General features: G+C 62.5%; 14 protein-coding genes. 9 read left to right on the top strand and 5 right to left on the bottom strand.

Annotation, left to right across the window (positions count from 1 at the left end; all coding sequences use genetic code 11):
- Nucleotides 1-41: 41 nt before the first annotated feature.
- The 4 genes from ACZ9XP_RS01385 to yiaY all read left to right on the top strand — a co-directional run bounded on the left by ACZ9XP_RS01385 (nt 42) and on the right by yiaY (nt 6,782).
- Nucleotides 42-1,652: a methyl-accepting chemotaxis protein gene (locus ACZ9XP_RS01385; RefSeq protein ID WP_147683881.1), complete on the top strand. Its 1,611-nt coding sequence runs from the start codon at nt 42-44 to the stop codon at nt 1,650-1,652.
- Nucleotides 1,649-2,407 carry a type 2 periplasmic-binding domain-containing protein gene (locus ACZ9XP_RS01380; RefSeq protein ID WP_147683879.1) on the top strand — a complete coding sequence of 253 codons (759 nt, stop codon included), beginning with the start codon at nt 1,649-1,651 and terminating at the stop codon, nt 2,405-2,407. Before ACZ9XP_RS01385 ends, ACZ9XP_RS01380 begins: the two co-directional genes overlap by 4 nt.
- Before the next feature lie 100 nt (nt 2,408-2,507).
- Nucleotides 2,508-5,360 (top strand): adenosylcobalamin-dependent ribonucleoside-diphosphate reductase, encoded by a 2,853-nt coding sequence (locus tag ACZ9XP_RS01375; protein WP_240803392.1) that lies wholly within the window; start codon nt 2,508-2,510, stop codon nt 5,358-5,360.
- Nucleotides 5,361-5,651: 291 nt separating this feature from the next.
- Complete coding sequence (gene yiaY, locus ACZ9XP_RS01370) at nt 5,652-6,782, top strand: L-threonine dehydrogenase (RefSeq protein ID WP_147683875.1); 1,131 nt, start codon at nt 5,652-5,654, stop codon at nt 6,780-6,782.
- Nucleotides 6,783-6,851: 69 nt separating this feature from the next.
- Here yiaY and ACZ9XP_RS01365 read toward each other — a convergent pair whose 3' ends face one another.
- Nucleotides 6,852-7,769, bottom strand: coding sequence for a LysR substrate-binding domain-containing protein (locus ACZ9XP_RS01365; protein ID WP_147683873.1), 918 nt, complete (start codon nt 7,767-7,769; stop codon nt 6,852-6,854).
- Nucleotides 7,770-7,867: 98 nt separating this feature from the next.
- On the opposite strand from ACZ9XP_RS01365, the gene ACZ9XP_RS01360 reads away from it, so the two are divergent.
- From ACZ9XP_RS01360 to ACZ9XP_RS01350, 3 genes are all read left to right on the top strand, one after another.
- Entirely contained in the window at nt 7,868-9,109 is a 1,242-nt protein-coding gene (locus ACZ9XP_RS01360; protein WP_206211192.1) for an MFS transporter, read from the top strand.
- 10 nt (nt 9,110-9,119) lie between these two features.
- Complete coding sequence (locus ACZ9XP_RS01355) at nt 9,120-9,590, top strand: RidA family protein (RefSeq protein WP_147683871.1); 471 nt, start codon at nt 9,120-9,122, stop codon at nt 9,588-9,590.
- 64 nt (nt 9,591-9,654) lie between these two features.
- Nucleotides 9,655-10,200: an NADPH-dependent FMN reductase gene (locus ACZ9XP_RS01350; RefSeq protein WP_147683869.1), complete on the top strand. Its 546-nt coding sequence runs from the start codon at nt 9,655-9,657 to the stop codon at nt 10,198-10,200.
- Nucleotides 10,201-10,264: 64 nt separating this feature from the next.
- Here ACZ9XP_RS01350 and mnmA read toward each other — a convergent pair whose 3' ends face one another.
- The 3 genes from mnmA to ACZ9XP_RS01335 are packed head-to-tail and all read right to left on the bottom strand — an operon-like array spanning nt 10,265 to nt 12,362.
- On the bottom strand, nt 10,265-11,350 hold the full coding sequence (mnmA, locus tag ACZ9XP_RS01345; RefSeq protein WP_338117448.1) for a tRNA 2-thiouridine(34) synthase MnmA: 1,086 nt from the start codon (nt 11,348-11,350) through the stop codon (nt 10,265-10,267).
- On the bottom strand, nt 11,338-11,883 hold the full coding sequence (locus ACZ9XP_RS01340; protein WP_147683865.1) for a hypothetical protein: 546 nt from the start codon (nt 11,881-11,883) through the stop codon (nt 11,338-11,340). The genes mnmA and ACZ9XP_RS01340 overlap by 13 nt, the downstream gene beginning before the upstream one ends.
- A gap of 5 nt (nt 11,884-11,888) precedes the next feature.
- Nucleotides 11,889-12,362, bottom strand: a complete 474-nt coding sequence (locus ACZ9XP_RS01335; RefSeq protein ID WP_147683863.1) for an NUDIX hydrolase — start codon at nt 12,360-12,362, stop codon at nt 11,889-11,891.
- Nucleotides 12,363-12,439: 77 nt separating this feature from the next.
- On the opposite strand from ACZ9XP_RS01335, the gene ACZ9XP_RS01330 reads away from it, so the two are divergent.
- Both ACZ9XP_RS01330 and bfr read left to right on the top strand, forming a co-directional pair.
- On the top strand, nt 12,440-12,634 hold the full coding sequence (locus ACZ9XP_RS01330) for a (2Fe-2S)-binding protein (protein WP_147683861.1): 195 nt from the start codon (nt 12,440-12,442) through the stop codon (nt 12,632-12,634).
- A 115-nt stretch (nt 12,635-12,749) separates the two neighbouring features.
- Nucleotides 12,750-13,220, top strand: coding sequence for a bacterioferritin (bfr, locus tag ACZ9XP_RS01325; RefSeq protein WP_272750937.1), 471 nt, complete (start codon nt 12,750-12,752; stop codon nt 13,218-13,220).
- Between the two features lie 277 nt (nt 13,221-13,497).
- Here bfr and ACZ9XP_RS01320 read toward each other — a convergent pair whose 3' ends face one another.
- Nucleotides 13,498-15,078 carry a YdgA family protein gene (locus ACZ9XP_RS01320; protein WP_465187883.1) on the bottom strand — a complete coding sequence of 527 codons (1,581 nt, stop codon included), beginning with the start codon at nt 15,076-15,078 and terminating at the stop codon, nt 13,498-13,500.
- Nucleotides 15,079-15,249 lie beyond the last annotated feature (171 nt).

Below are 15,249 nucleotides of genomic sequence, written 5' to 3'. Positions count from 1 at the left end.
CGAACGGATAACGATAAATAGAAATAGAGAGGAAGCACCCGATGAAGCTGTCTACCCGCCTGTTGATTCTCACCCTGGCCAGTCTGTTTGGCCTGTTACTGCTCGGTGGCATGTCCCTGTACTTCAAGAAGCAGGGCTTGCTGCACGAAAAAGAAACCCAGATCACCTACCTGCTGCAGGTGGCCGAAAGCATCGTAGATCGCCATGCCAAGCTGGCGGCCGAGGGCAAATTGCCCGAGGCAGAGGCCAAGCAGCAGGCGCTGAAGGCGCTGTCCATGGTACGCACCAAAGAGGTGTACTACTTTGTACGCGACAGCGGCAACGTGATGCTGTACCACCCGAAAGAGTCGCGTATCGGCAAGTATGACGATGGCGGCAAAGGGCCGGATGGCCGTACCTCGGTCGAGGTCTATGCCGAAGCACTGGGTAAGGCTCAGTACGGCATGGTGTACGTGGTCGCTGCCCGCCAGGGGAGCGATGTGGATATCCCCAAACTGAACGGCGTGGTACGTGCCCAGCCCTGGGGCTGGGTGATCGGTACCGGCTTTTTTGTGGATGATATCGACGAGATCTTCTGGAGCGAGGCGCGCTGGATGCTGCTGTTCGTGGTGATCGGCATTGTGGCGGTAGGTGTGCTGGCCTGGCTGTTGTCGCGCAGCATCCTGCGCTCGCTGGGCGGCGACCCGGCCTACGCGGCGGCAGTGGTGCGCCGCATTGCCGAAGGCGACCTCACCGAAAAAATCGTAGTCAACGGCCCGGAACACAGCCTGCTGGGCAGCATGCACGCCATGCAGCACAAACTGGCGCAGATCATTACCGATATTCGTGCCGGTAGCCATGACATAGCCGACGCCGGTACCCAGTTGAAGCAGCACATGGGCCACCTGCAAAACGTGTCGCACAATGCCAGCGAATCTACCGCCTCGGCGGCGGCCGCTATCGAGCAGCTGTCGGTGAGTATCGACCACGTTACCGCCAGCGCACGCGACAACGAAAACGACGCCCGTCACACGGTAGACGAGGCCGCCAGCGGTACCGCGCTGACCACCGAGGCTAGCCGTCATATCGAGCTGATTGCCAGCCAGATCGGTGAGGTCAACATCCAGGTGCACTCGCTATCCGAGCGCACGCGCCATATCAGCGGTATTGCCGAAACCATTCGCGAAATTGCCAACCAGACCAACCTGCTGGCGCTGAACGCCGCCATCGAAGCTGCCCGTGCCGGTGAAACCGGTCGCGGCTTTGCCGTAGTGGCCGACGAAGTACGCAAACTGGCCGAGCGCACTGCGCTGGCTACCGACGAGATCTCGGCCATTGTACAAGCCGTGGTGGCCGATACCGGCACCGTATCCGGCCAGGTGCAGAGCATTGCCCCGGTGGTAGAGCAGGGTGTGACCCGCGTACAGGAAGCCTCCAGCGCGCTGCAGGCGATCAACAGCCGTGCGCAGGACTCGCTCAACCGCATCCGCTCGGTGGCGCTGGCCATGTCCGAACAGAGCAAAGCGGGTACCAGTATTGCCGGCAGTGTGGAGCAAGTGGCTGGCGTGGTCGAGGACGCGCTGTCGTCTGCCAGCCACGCCGTAGAGCAGGTCAATGCCATCCATCAGCAAGCCGAGGCTTTGCGTACATCGGTAAACCGCTTCCGTACATGATGCGGCGTCTTCTGGTCTGGGGATTGTCGCTGGCCAGCACCTATGTGCTGGCACAGGAGCCGGCACGCTGGCCTGCGGTGTATGTGCACAGCTTGCAGGGTGTTACCCTGCATGACACCTCGCCGCCGGTGCCACGCCCCGGTAGTGGCCCCCGGGCGTTTTCACTGGCGCTGGCCCAGGCTTTACTGCAGCAGCTTGGCCGCTCCCAGGGGGTAAGCGACGTGCCGCTGGCGCGGGCACTCAAAGCGCTGGATGCGCGGCAGCCCGCCATGCTGGTGGGTTTGTTGCGTACCCCGGCACGCGAGCTGCGCTACCAATGGCTGGTGCCCTTGTATCGTGACACGCTGGTGTTTTATCAGTCCCCGCTACGCCCACACGAAGCTACAAGCTGGCAGCAGGCCCGCCAGCTACCGGTGTGTGTGGTGTATGGCAGTGCGCCCGAAGAATATGCCCTGCAATTTGGCTTCCAGCGCGTGGAGCACAGTAGCAGCTATGCGCTGTGCCTGCGCATGTTGGCCGCAGGCCGCGTGCGCCTGGCGCCCGTGGTGGCGGGTGATCTTAAAGCCAAGCTGCAGGAAGCCGGGCTGTCTGCGGCGGCGGTACAGCCTAGCCTGTTGCCCACCGTGGCGCTGGAAAGCTATCTGGTAGCGTCACTCGCGACGCCGGCTGCCGAGCTACAAGCCTGGCAGCAAGCCTGGCAGCAGCTGGTGGCCAGTGGCACTTACCGCCAGCTGCGCCAGCGTTACTGGCCGTGAATGCCTTGACCCCCATCAATGCCCTGAGCCACTAAAAATTGTGTAATCTGCCTCTTGGGGTGCTACATATGGTGGTGTGGTCATGAATCGGGAGCAGGCAATGGCATGGGTGGAACAAGACATTTCGCGTGAAGTACTGCTGGAAAAATACGCCAAAAACGGCGAACAAAGCATCAGCGAGGTACGCCAGCGGGTCGCGCAGGCGCTGGCTGCACATGAAAACGAGCCTGACCGTTTCGCGCCGCTGTTCTTTGCCGCGCTGGACCAGGGCTTTATTCCCGGCGGGCGTATCAATTCGGCTGCCGGTACCGACCTGAAAGCCACCCTCATCAACTGCTTTGTACAGCCGGTGGGCGACGCGGTATCGCAAACCGAAAACGGCAAGGTCGGTATTTACGAAGCCCTGCTGCAGTCTGCCGAAACCATGCGCCGTGGCGGCGGCGTGGGCTACAACTTTAGCCGCATCCGCCCGCGTGGCGCCCAGGTAAAAGGCACCAATAGCCGCGCCTCCGGTCCGGTTTCCTATATGCGCGTGTTCGACCGCAGCTGCGAAACGGTGGAATCGGCCGGCGCACGCCGTGGCGCGCAAATGGGCGTGCTGGACGTGAGCCACCCGGATATCGAAGACTTCATCCACGCCAAAGACCAGGGCGACTTGCGCAATTTCAATATGTCGGTAGGCGTGTCCGACGCCTTCATGCAGGCGGTCGAGGCCGACGGCGACTGGCAGCTTACCCACGCCGTGGCCCCGGCCAACAGCGCTTTCCCCGGCAGCTACCAGCGCGACGACGGGCTGTGGGTGTACCGCACGGTACGCGCGCGCGACCTGTGGCAGCAGATCATGCACAGCACCTACGACCACGCCGAGCCCGGCGTGCTGTTCATGAGCAAGATCAACGCCGACAACAACCTGTCCTACTGCGAAGTCATTGAGTCCACCAACCCGTGTGGCGAGCAGCCACTGCCAGATTACGGCTGCTGTGACCTGGGCTCCATTAACCTGTGCGGCTTTGTGCGCCAGCCCTTTGGCGAGCACGCCAGCTTTGACTACGGCGCTTTCGAGCAAGTGGTGCGTACCGCCATCCGCATGCTGGACAACGTGCTGGACCTCACCGTGTGGCCGCTGGTGGAGCAAGAACGCGAAGCGCAAAACAAGCGCCGTGTCGGGCTGGGCTTTACCGGCCTGGGCGACGCGCTGATCATGCTGCGCGTGCGCTACGACAGCGAAGAAGGCAGAAGGTTGGCCGCCAGCATCGCCGAACGCATGCGCGACGCCGCCTACGATGCCTCGGTAGACCTGGCCATCGAGAAGGGCGCATTCCCGTTATTCGACGCCGAGCACTACCTGGCGGCACCGCACTGCGCCAGCCGCCTGCCCGCGGCGATTCAGGCGCGCATCCGCCAGCATGGCATCCGTAACTCGCACCTGTTGTCGATTGCCCCCACCGGCACCATCTCGCTGGCCTTTGCCGACAATGCGTCCAACGGTATCGAGCCGCCGTTCAGCTGGTTCTACACCCGCAAAAAACGCATGGCCGACGGCAGCCAGCAGGAATACCTGGTAGAAGACCACGCCTACCGCGTGTTCCGCATGCAAGGGGGCGATACCACGGCGCTGCCTGATTACTTTGTCAGCGCGCTGCAGATGAGCGCACTGGACCACATGCGCATGGTGGCGGCGGTCGCGCCGTTTATCGATACGTCGATTTCCAAAACGGTGAACGTACCGGCCGACTACCCGTTTGACGATTTCGAAAGCTTGTACCTGGAAGCCTGGCGCGCCGGGCTGAAAGGCATTACCACCTACCGCCCCAATAGCGTGCTGGGCTCGGTGCTGTCGGTGGCGCCCGCTGCGGCCAACCCTGGCAGCCAGGCGCTGCCGCAAGACCTGAACCAGAGCGACCCGGACCGCCGCATCACGCTGAACAGCGCGCCCAGCCCGGCGCTGGCCAGCCTCAAATGGCCGCACCGGCCCAAGCTCAAGCACGGCAACCCGTCGTGGACCTTCATGGTAGAAGGTGAAGAGGGCGATTTTGCCGTGATGGTGGGCCATATCGATGGCAGCCAGCCGGGCGAAGCCGCACTACCGTTCGAATGCTGGGTAAACGGCGATGTGCCGCGTGGCCTGGGCGCCATCGCCAAAACGCTGTCCATGGATATGCGCTGCCGCGACCGTGCCTGGCTGGCCGCCAAGCTGGACGCCCTGGCCGCCACCCGTGGCGACCGCCATTACCACGTAGAGTTGGCCGACGGTGCGCTGCAGAGCAGTGCTGCTGCCGCCGCGCTGGCCAGGGTGGTGAAATACCGGGTGCTACAGCTGGGTGCGCTGGAAAGCGCCGAGGGCGACGCCACGCCGGTGATGGACGCGCTGTTTGCCCGCAAAGAGCCTAAATCCGGCGCCGATGGCACCATCAGCTGGTCGGTAGACGTGGTCAACCCGCAAACCGGCGACGACTTTGCCCTGTTCGTGAAAGAGCTGGTGCTGCCCAACGGCCAGCGCCGCCCGTACTCCATGTGGCTGGCCGGCCACTACCCGCGCGAGCTGGACGGCCTGTGCAAGATGCTCAGCCTGGACATGCGCGTGATCGACCCGGCCTGGATAGGCATGAAGCTGCGCAAGCTGCAAAGCTACGCCGAGCCGCAGGCTGACTTCTTTGCCCGCACCCCCGGTAGTGACAAATCGCAAAGCTGGCCGTCTACCGAGGCGTATCTGGCGCGGCTGATCATCCACCGCTACGCCATGCTGGGCATTCTGAGCGAGGAGGGGGTGCCGGTAGAAGACATGGGGGTGATGGTACCGGAGCAGGGCGAGCTGTTTGGCAATAGCGTCGTCAGCCCCGCCGCTGCGCCCATGGCGGGCAAAGCCTGCCCGGAATGCGGCAACCGGGCGCTGATCAAGAAAGACGGCTGCGAGTTCTGCACCGCCTGCGGCCACGTCGGGGCGTGCGGCTAGCCCCGTTGACGTGGTGACAACGTGCCGCCTGCGGGCGGCATTTTTTTGCCTCGTACCGAGTTGGTATCGATACCAGTATTTTGTCAGTGCCGGGTGGCTTGGCCGCAAGCTGGGTGGAGGGCGTGCCGCTTCAGTCTGGGTGTTTTTCACGCGTTACAGGCGGATTTGGTGAAAGTTCATGGCCAGAAAATAGAATGTATAACGCGTATTTCACTTGATTTGGCGCAAAAAACGCCTGGCCAGAAAGCGTAGCCTGCAGGTATGAAATCGTTTTTACGAAAGGGCAAAAAAATGGCTGTTAGCGAATTCCACATCCCCGCACTGAACCTGATGGGCGCCGGTAGCGTACAAAAAGCAGTCGATGCCATGCAGGCACGCGGCTTTCGCCGCACGCTGATTGTTACCGATGCTGGCCTGGTGAAAGCCGGTTTGGTGGCCCAGGTGCAAAACCAGCTGATGGCTGCCGATATCCAGTCTTTCGTATTCGACGCCGTGCAGCCCAACCCGACCACGGCCAACGTGGGTGCTGGTCTGGCGCTGCTACGTGAAAAAAACGGTGACAGCGTGATCTCGCTGGGCGGCGGCTCGCCACACGACTGCGCCAAGGCCATTGCGCTGGTGGCGGTAAACGGTGGCCAGATCCAGGATTACGAAGGCGTGGACAAATCGGCCAAGCCGCAGCTGCCGCTGGTGGCCATCAACACCACCGCCGGTACCGCCAGCGAAATGACGCGCTTCTGCATCATTACCGACGAATCGCGCCACATCAAAATGGCCATCGTGGATAAACACACCACGCCCATCCTGTCGGTAAACGACCCGGAAACCATGCTGGGCATGCCGGCCAGCCTGACTGCCGCCACCGGTATGGACGCGCTGACGCACGCGGTAGAGGCCTATGTATCGACGGCGGCGAACCCGATTACCGACGCCTGTGCGCTGAAAGCGGTAAGCCTGATTGCGGCCAACCTGCGCGCAGCGGTCAGCAACGGCCAGGACATGGCAGCGCGCGAGCAGATGGCCTACGCCCAGTTTCTGGCGGGGATGGCGTTCAATAATGCGTCGCTGGGCTATGTGCACGCCATGGCGCACCAGCTGGGCGGCTTCTACGACCTGCCGCACGGCGTATGCAATGCCGTGCTGCTGCCGCACGTGCAGGCTTTCAATGCCCGCGTAGCGTCGGCGCGCCTGGCCGACGTAGCGGTAGCGCTGGGGGCGGAAGCCTCGGCCGAGGCGGCACTGGCGGCCATCCGCCAGCTGGCGGCGGATGTGGGCATTCCGGCCGGCCTGACCCAGCTGGGCGTGAAGGATGAAGACATCGCCACGCTGGCGGCCAACGCGCTGAAAGACGCCTGCGGCCTGACCAACCCGATCCAGCCGACGCAGGCCGAGGTAGAGGCGATTTATCGCGCCGCCCTGTAAGCGGGTAGCCTTATCGGGTAGTGCCAAAGCCGGTGCTTTTGCGCCGGCTTTTTTGCGTGCCTGGCGTGGCTAAGGCGCGGGTGGCTGGTTTGGCGCGCTGGCGCCGGCGGCCAGCATGGCGTCGACAAAAGCGGCCACCAGCGGCGAGGTATCGCGTTCGCGCCAGGCCACGGTCAGTGTCATGTAGGCGTGGCTGTCCAGCAGCGGCACATAGCAGATGCCGGGCAGCTGCACGCACTGTAGCGGGGCGGGTAGCACGGCCACGCCCAGCCCGGCGTCGACCAGGCCGATCTGGGTGGTGGCTTCGCCGGCCAGCTGGTGTACCCGCCATTCAAAGCCGGCATCGCGCGCCAGTTTTTCCAGGCGGCGGGTTAGCCAGTTACCGCTGCTGGCGGGGTAGCCGATGATGCGCTCGCCGGCCAGCTGCGCCAGGGCGATGCCGTGGCTGCCGGCCAGCGGGTGGCTGCGCGGCAGCACCGCGCACAGGCGGTCGCGCCGCACTTCGCGCAGCGCCAGGCCGGGGGTGTCTTCCTCGCCGTTAAAGCGCACCACGCCGACATCCAGCTTGTTGCTGCCCAGCAGCTGGAACTGCTCGCGGGTAAATTCTTCGTGAAAGTGCAGGGTCACGCTGCCGTGCTGCTGGCGAAAACGCTGCAGCGCGGTGGGCAGCAGGGACATTAGCGGCAACGAGGAGGTAAAGCCGATATTCAGCTCGCCCACTTCGCCACGGGCGGCGCGGCGGGCCTCGTCGGCCGCCTGGCTGGCGCCTTCCAGCAGGGCGCGGGCGCGTAGCAGAAAACGCTCGCCGGCGGCCGTGAGTTTGACGGCGCGCTGGTGGCGCTCGAACAGGCTCACACCCAGCTCCTGTTCCAGCGCGCGGATTTGCTGGCTCAGTGGTGGCTGCGCCATGTGCAGGCGCTCTGCGGCACGGGTGAAGTGCAGCTCTTCGGCTACCGCCACGAAATAGCGCAGGTGTCGCAGTTCCATTTGATACTTTCAATGTATTAATACTTGTTGAAATATATATTGGACGTTGCCATGCGCCAAGCCTAGGCTGACACCATTACCTGACAAGGTGTCTGATCATGTCTTGTGCTTCTGCTGTGCTGGCCCGCGTGGCCGGCGAAACCACCCCGCATCACGCCGGCTCTGCCGCCTGGTGGCGCGCAACCTGGGCGGCGGCCATTGGCGGCTTTGCTACCTTTGCCCTGTTGTACGGCGTACAGCCGCTGATGCCGCTGTTTGCCGCGCATTACGGCCTGTCGCCTGCGGCGGCCAGTGCAGTGCTGTCGTCGGCGACCTTGCCCATGGCGCTGTTGCTGATCCCGGCCAGCCTGCTGGCGGAAAGGGTTGGCCGCACGCCCTTGATGGTGGCTTCGCTGGCGGGCGGGGTGCTGCTGTCGTGGCTGGCGGTGTGGAGCAGCAGCTTTGGCTGGCTGCTGCTGTGGCGGGCGCTGTTTGGCGTGCTGATGGCCGGCTTGCCGGCGCTGGCGCTGTCTTATCTGTCCGAAGAGCTGGCGCCCGAGTCGCTGGGGCGGGCGGTGGGTTTGTACATTGCGGCCAACGCGCTGGGCGGCATGAGCGGGCGCTATGTGGCGGCAGTGGTGGCCGATGCCTGGGGCTTGCAAGCCGGGCTGCTGGCGCTGGCGGTGATGGGCACCCTGGCCGCGCTGGTGTTCTGGAAGCTGCTGCCGCCTTCGCGCCGCTTTGCGCCGCGCCCGGTATCGCTGGCCAGTGTGCTGGCCGATAGCCGCCAGCATTGGCGCGACCCCGGTTTGTCCCGCTTGTTCTTGCTGGGCTTCATGCTGATGGGCGGCTTTGTCAGCCTGTACAACTACCTGGGCTTCCGCCTGCAGGCGGCGCCGTTCGGGCTATCGCAAAGCGCTATTGGCCTGATTTTCTTGCTGTACGTGGTGGGCATGGTGTCATCCAGCCTGGGCGGGCGCTGGGCCGACCGCTACGGACGCCGCGTGGTGCTGTGGAAAATGGTGGCGCTGATGCTGCCGGCGCTGCTGCTGACGCTGAGCCAGAGCCTGTGGCTGGTGGTGGCCGGGGTGGCGCTGTTTACCTTTGGCTTTTTTGCCGCGCACTCTGTTGCTGCCAGCTGGGTAGGGCGCCGCGTGACCCACGCTCGCGGCCTGGCGTCGGCGTTTTACCTGACATCGTATTACCTGGGTTCGGCGTTTATCGGTAGCGGCTCCGGCCTGATGTGGCGGCTGGACGGCTGGCCGGGTGTAGCCGGGCTGATCGGCGCGCTATTGGCGCTGTGCCTGTGGCTAACTTGGCAGCTGCGCAAAGTGGAGCCGCTGCCGGTAGCGGCCAGTTAAGGAGCAGCGCATGACACGTGACCAACAGTTGGCCGCATGCTGTGCGGCGGTAGGGCTGGACCTGCACGAGGCGCTGCAGATCGGCGGCCAGTATGTGCCGCTGCTGCAGCACGGGCAGGAAATCCATATCAGCGGCCAGATACCCCGCGTGGGTAGCCAGGTGGTGGTGTGCGGCCGCGTGGGCGATAGCTGCAGCGAGGCCGACGCCTGCCACGCGGCGCACATTGCCTGCCTACGCGCGCTGGTGCTGCTGTACCAGCAGCTGGGCTCGCTGAACGGGGTGGCGCGCATCCTGCGCCTGAATGTGTACGTGCAGAGCGCGGCCGGTTTTACCCGCCAGAGCGAGGTGGCCAACGCCGCCTCGGCCCTGCTGTACCAGCTGCTGGGCGAGGCCGGCGTGCACGTGCGCACCTCGGTAGGCGTGTACCAGCTGCCCAAAAATGCTGCGGTGGAGCTGGACATGGTGGCTATCGCCGCCTGATGGCGGGCTGGCGGGCAGCGCGGCCATGGCGTATACCGGATGAGTCCCCCACAAGGAGTACACCATGAGCCTGAATGTTCTTGCCATCTGTGGCAGCCTGCGCCAGAAGTCTGCCAATAAGGGCCTGCTGCGCTACGCTGCGGCCAACCTGCCGGAAGGCATGCAGCTGACGATGGCCGATTTGTCCGATATGCCGTTTTATAACGCCGATATCAGTGACAAGCCGGCGGCCGTGCAGCGCCTGCTGGGCCAGCTGGCTGCGGCCGATGCCTTGCTGCTGGCCTGCCCGGAGTACAACTATTCCATCGCCCCCGCGCTGAAAAACGCGCTGGACTGGGCCTCGCGCGAGCCGGGCAATGCGCTGCTGGCGGGTAAGCCGGCGGCCATCATGGGGGCGGGCGGCGGCATGGGCACCTCGCGTGCGCAGTACCACCTGCGCCAGGTGTGCGTGTACCTGAATCTGCACGTGCTGAACCAGCCCGAGGTGTTTGCCAATGCCTTTGCCGGCGGCTTTGACGGCGATGGCAACCTGCTGGACGCGGCGATTCAGGAAAACATCCGTAAACAGTTGGCCGCATTGCAGGCCTGGCATGCCCGTCTGAGTGGCTGAGACAGCGCACAAACGACAAGGCCGCGCCCAGGGGCGCGGCCTTGTTACGCTTATACAGCGGGCATTACTGGATAATGCCGCCACCCAGGCAGATATCGCCGTCGTACAGCACGGCAGACTGGCCGGGTGTTACCGCCCACTGCTTGTCGCGGAAGGTCAGCGTGGCTTTGCCATCCACTACCGGTGACAGGCTGCACGGGGCATCGGCCATGCGGTAGCGGTTTTTGGCGGCGTAGCTGCCTGCAGCTGGTGCTTGCGGCAGCGTCCATGACAGGTCGTCCATCTGCAGCGTGGGTTTGAGCAGCAGCGGGTGGTCGTGGCCCTGTACCACCACCAGGCGGTTGGCTGCCATGTCTTTGCCCGCCACGAACCACGGGTCGCCGGTGCCATCTTTGGCGCCGCCGATATTCAGGCCCTTGCGCTGGCCCAGGGTGTAGAACATCAGGCCCACGTGTTCGCCCACGACCTTGCCGTCCGGCGTGATCATCTCGCCCGGCTTGGTGGGCAGGTAGCGCTGCAGGAACTCGCGGAACGGGCGCTCGCCGATAAAACAGATGCCGGTGGAGTCTTTCTTGCCGGCAGTGGGCAGGCCGGCTTCTTCGGCCAGGCGGCGTACTTCGGTTTTGTGGATGTCGCCCAGCGGGAAGATGGCGCGCGCCAGCTGGTGCTGCTGCAGGCGGTACAGAAAGTAGCTCTGGTCCTTGGTGTGGTCTACGCCCTTCATCAGGTAGTGCACGCCGTCTTGTTCCAGCTTGCGCGCGTAGTGGCCGGTGGCGATACAGTCGGCACCCATGGCCATGGCGTAGTCCAGAAAGGCCTTGAACTTGATCTCGGCATTGCACAGCACGTCCGGGTTGGGCGTGCGGCCGGCCGAGTACTCTTTCAGGAAATACGAAAACACGCGGTCTTTGTATTCCTTGGCAAAGTTCACGATTTCCATGTCGATGCCGACAATGTCCGCCACGCTCATGGCGTCCAGCGCATCCTGCTTGATGGAGCAGTACTCGTCGTCGTTATCGTCTTCCCAGTTTTGCATGAACACGCCGATGACTTCGTGGCCTTGCTGCTTCAGCAGCCAGGCGGTTACCGACGAATCCACGCCGCCGGACATGCCGACAACAATACGTTTTTTACCCGTCACGGGGAAAATCCTTCCTTCCAAAGTGCAAGAGGCACCACCACCGGTGGTGCCCCGAAATGTCGGAACCAGCTATCCATTACCCAGATCTGGCCACTGTCTGTGTCCTGCAGTGCCACGGCATGATGTTCGTTAAACAGTAGCGGGGCGCGAAATACATCGGCAGACAGCTGGTGGTAGCGCAGCAGCTGGTGGCCCTGCAGCAGGGCCAGCAGGCCGTGCAGATTGTGCGTGTGGTCCAGGCAGTCCATGCGTCCCAGCATGCGGGCATCTTCCTGGTTGCCGCCCTGGTCTTCGGCAATGGGCAGCACCTGCGCCGCTATCTGGTAATACGCCAGCACGACATCTTGCAGCGCGGCACGTTCGTCGGCCGCGTTGTCTGCCTGGCGCAGGCGTTGCTCGAACCAGATCAGGGCATCAGGCTGTAAATCAATGGCGCTGCTGCGATCGCAACCGTAATGGTAACAGAGGGTTAGCACCTCTGCACCGGCCTGCGGGGCGGGCAGGGCCAGGCATAGCGATAAAAGCAGGGCGGCCCGGCGCATGGTGGCTAGCGCCCGTGGTGATAAATGCTGGCCAGCGGCAGGCGCTGCCCGGCCAGGTAGTCGTCCAGGCAGCGGCCTACCAGCGGGCTGCGCCAGATGGCCTGCTGCGCGTGGATTTCTGCGGCAGTGAGCCACACCGCCTCCACGATGCCCTCGTCCAGCTGGCTGCGTAGCGGCTGGCTATCGGCCTGGCACACAAAAGCAAAGCGCAGATAGGTAATGCCGCTGCTGTCGTCCTTGTCAGCCAGGTAAATACCGCACAGCGCTACAGGGTTGGCCGCATAGCCGGTTTCCTCCAGCGCTTCGCGCGCTACGGCCTGCAGCAGCGTTTCGCCGTATTCCATGTGGCCGGCGGGCTGGTTCAGGCGCAGACCATGCTCGGTGTTTTCGCGCACCATCAAAAAGCGGCCATCGCGCTCGATGATGGCGGCGACGGTGGTGTTGGGTTTCCACTGTGTATCGGGAATAGGGCTGCTCATATCAATTGACAATCGTTATCATTTGTTTCTAATATACACGTATTGCGACTTATTCTTAATCATCACAAGGTGCTGCCATGTACGTTTGCCTTTGCCACGGTGTAACCGACCGCGACATCCGCCAAGCTGTCTTCGACGGCGCCGTCACCATGCGCGATCTGGCGCGTGATCTGGGTGTGGCTACCGAGTGCGGCCGCTGCGCCTGCAGTGCCAACCAGGTACGCAAGCAAACCCTGCTGCAAATCAGCGAACCCGAGCTGGTAGCTGCCTGATTTTTCTGCAGAATCAATCGCATTCCCATTGCATTTTGGCGCGTGCCGCCAAGCTTGTCATTGCATCATTTTGTGCCATAATCCCTGCAATTCGATATAGCAGGAGGTCACGGCCATGCAAGGCGACAAGAAAGTCATCAAGTTTCTGAACCAGATTCTCAAAACCCAGCTTACCGCCATCAACCAGTACTTCCTGCACGCCCGCATTTTCAAGAACTGGGGCCTGAAAGAGCTGAACGAGCACGAATACCACGAATCCATCGTGGAAATGAAAAACGCCGACAAGCTGATCGAGCGCATCCTGTTTCTGGAAGGCCTGCCGAACCTACAAGACCTGGGCAAGCTGTACATCGGTGAAAACACCCAGGAAATCCTGGAATGTGACCTGAAGCTGGACACCGAAAGCCTGCCGCTGCTGAAAGACGCCATCGCCTACTGCGAGTCGGTAAAAGACTACGTGACCCGCGACCTGCTGACCAGCGTGCTTGATAGCGAAGAAGAGCACATCGACTGGCTGGAAACCCAGCTCGGCCTGATCGAAAAACTGGGCCTGGCCAACTACCAGCAAAGCATGATCGAAGACTAAGCTGCTGGCTGTATCGCTTGGTACAAGAAAGCCCGTCAAACGACGGGCTTTTTTCATGCTGCTGACAAAGTGCCCGCTCAACTGGCACGGTGCATGGAAACGCCGAGCCGCATCATATAAATGGGTGAGTCCACAGCCTTGCCGTTGACAGAACAAGCGCTGTTTGCGTGGCAAAAGCGTTTTTCATCAATAAAAAAGCCCGTCAACAGACGGGCTTTTTTTATACCCCCCGTCTGTCGTACAGGCGGGGGGTAAATGGCAACTATGCGGCCAACCTTTATTGCGCAGCCGAGGCTTCTTCCGGGGTGGGTTCTTCCGGCTCTTGCCATGGCAGTGCCACGTTGTGGTTGTTTACTTTCAGGATGCCTTCGTTGAACAGCAGGCTGGTGCTGATCTGGCCCCCTTCGCGGCGGATCAGCTTCTGCGCGGCCCATTCGTCCAGCTGGGCAGACAGCAGGCTGCGCGCCAGGGCGTCGATTTCTTCCAGATTCGGCTGGTCTTCGGCGCTGGCGTCCACGGTAAACAGGTTGCGCGCTTGCGCTACCACCAGGTTTTCCAGGGTTTGCTGTGGCAGCTCGATATTGGCCTGTGCGGTAAAGCGCTTCAGGAACAGCAGGGTGTTTTTCAGGTCGCTCTGCTGGAAGCCTTTCAGTGCCAGGCTGCCGCTAGCCTGCGCCACGCCGCTAGGCATTTTGAGGTAGAAGGCATTCACCATCAGCTTCGGGTCGTTTTGCAGCAGGGGCAGACCTTCCTTCACGATGGTATCCAGGTATTTCTTGCGCAGCTGCGCCGGTTCCAGGCCCTGAAAGGGCAGCTTGCCCAGTGCGTCGTCCAGCTTCACCAGGGTAGGGCCGTGCAGGTGGTTGGCCGAAATATCCAGCTTGAACGGGCCGTACACACTGTCGTTGTAGGCAAAGCGCTCGAAATCCAGCTTGCCACGGGTGTTGACGAAGTCGTCCTGCTCGCTGGTGACAATCTGGTATTTCAGCTTGGACAAGCCCACGTTGGACGGGCGGAATTCGCCGGACGGGTTGATGAACTCGCCCACACGCACGCGGCCCACCAGGTAGATCAGCTCGTTCAGCTTGATGCTGTAGGGGATGGCTTCGTTCCAGTTGAGCTTGATGTCGCCCACCGTCAGCTCGCTGCTGCCCAGCTTCACGCCGCTGTTGCCAGGGCGTACTTCGGACAGGTATTTCACGCCGTCGAAGGCAAAGCGGCCTTTGGGGCCGGCTTCCAGCGTAAAGCCCGGGCTGGTGGAGTCGACGTGGTATTCCTTGTAACCGGCCTGGTAATTGACTTTCAGGTCAAAACCTTTCCAGTTCATTTTCACGCCAGCCAGCGTTTCTTCGTAGTCGAAGGTGGGGACGGTGACTGCCAGCTCGCCACCGCCGGTCAGGCCCAGGCGATTGATGACGGTGATGGGCGGCGCGTCGCCAAAGAAGCGTTGCAGTGTCTTGCGCGTGGCATCGCTCATGTCGAACTCGGTGCGCACAATGGCGCGTGCCGGGCGCAGGTCCAGGTCAAACAGGCCGGGTAGCAGGCCGTGGCGTACCTGGTGGCGGTAGCGCAGCGTGCCCCCTAACAGCGGGCGCAGGTTTTCCGGCAGCAGGCCGATGTAGGGGCCCAGCAGCTGCTGGTTTAGCGCCAGCTCGGTGGTTTCTTCGGACGAGAACCAGCCGCGCTCGTACTGGTGCGATTTCACCGTGAAGACCGACATCGCGGCAATCATGCGGTGCTGTTCGGCCAGGGTTTCTTCGGCCTTGATGCCAGCCCAGTAGGCAAAGCCACTGTACAGTACGAAGGCACCGGCGATGCCGGCGGCAGCCAGTTTGAGGTGTTGCTTGTTAACGTTCACGATCCGGCCTGAAAAACGAAATGAACGGGCATCTTACAATACCTGCGCCGGCTTATGAATCGGCATGCGGGCCGATGTTGGCAGCGGTGCGCTTGTGCATTGAATTTCCATGGCATTTTGTGCAGTTTTCTATGGGGTATGCTGGCGAATGTGCTGGGTTTCATTAAAGTA

The organism is Vogesella perlucida (assembly GCF_979366545.1).
The sequence above is the reverse complement of the archived record's forward strand: the minus strand, read 5'-3'. Positions and strand labels throughout refer to the sequence as shown.

Coding starts and splice junctions, on each gene's coding strand:
- ACZ9XP_RS01335 (WP_147683863.1), bottom strand. CDS start 12,362: ATGAGCAGCCCTATTCCCGATACACAGTGGAAACCCAACACCACCGTC.
- ACZ9XP_RS01380 (WP_147683879.1), top strand. CDS start 1,649: ATGATGCGGCGTCTTCTGGTCTGGGGATTGTCGCTGGCCAGCACCTAT.
- ACZ9XP_RS01375 (WP_240803392.1), top strand. CDS start 2,508: ATGGCATGGGTGGAACAAGACATTTCGCGTGAAGTACTGCTGGAAAAA.
- ACZ9XP_RS01385 (WP_147683881.1), top strand. CDS start 42: ATGAAGCTGTCTACCCGCCTGTTGATTCTCACCCTGGCCAGTCTGTTT.
- ACZ9XP_RS01350 (WP_147683869.1), top strand. CDS start 9,655: ATGAGCCTGAATGTTCTTGCCATCTGTGGCAGCCTGCGCCAGAAGTCT.
- ACZ9XP_RS01340 (WP_147683865.1), bottom strand. CDS start 11,883: ATGCGCCGGGCCGCCCTGCTTTTATCGCTATGCCTGGCCCTGCCCGCC.
- ACZ9XP_RS01360 (WP_206211192.1), top strand. CDS start 7,868: ATGTCTTGTGCTTCTGCTGTGCTGGCCCGCGTGGCCGGCGAAACCACC.
- ACZ9XP_RS01330 (WP_147683861.1), top strand. CDS start 12,440: ATGTACGTTTGCCTTTGCCACGGTGTAACCGACCGCGACATCCGCCAA.
- bfr (WP_272750937.1), top strand. CDS start 12,750: ATGCAAGGCGACAAGAAAGTCATCAAGTTTCTGAACCAGATTCTCAAA.
- yiaY (WP_147683875.1), top strand. CDS start 5,652: ATGGCTGTTAGCGAATTCCACATCCCCGCACTGAACCTGATGGGCGCC.
- ACZ9XP_RS01365 (WP_147683873.1), bottom strand. CDS start 7,769: ATGGAACTGCGACACCTGCGCTATTTCGTGGCGGTAGCCGAAGAGCTG.
- ACZ9XP_RS01355 (WP_147683871.1), top strand. CDS start 9,120: ATGACACGTGACCAACAGTTGGCCGCATGCTGTGCGGCGGTAGGGCTG.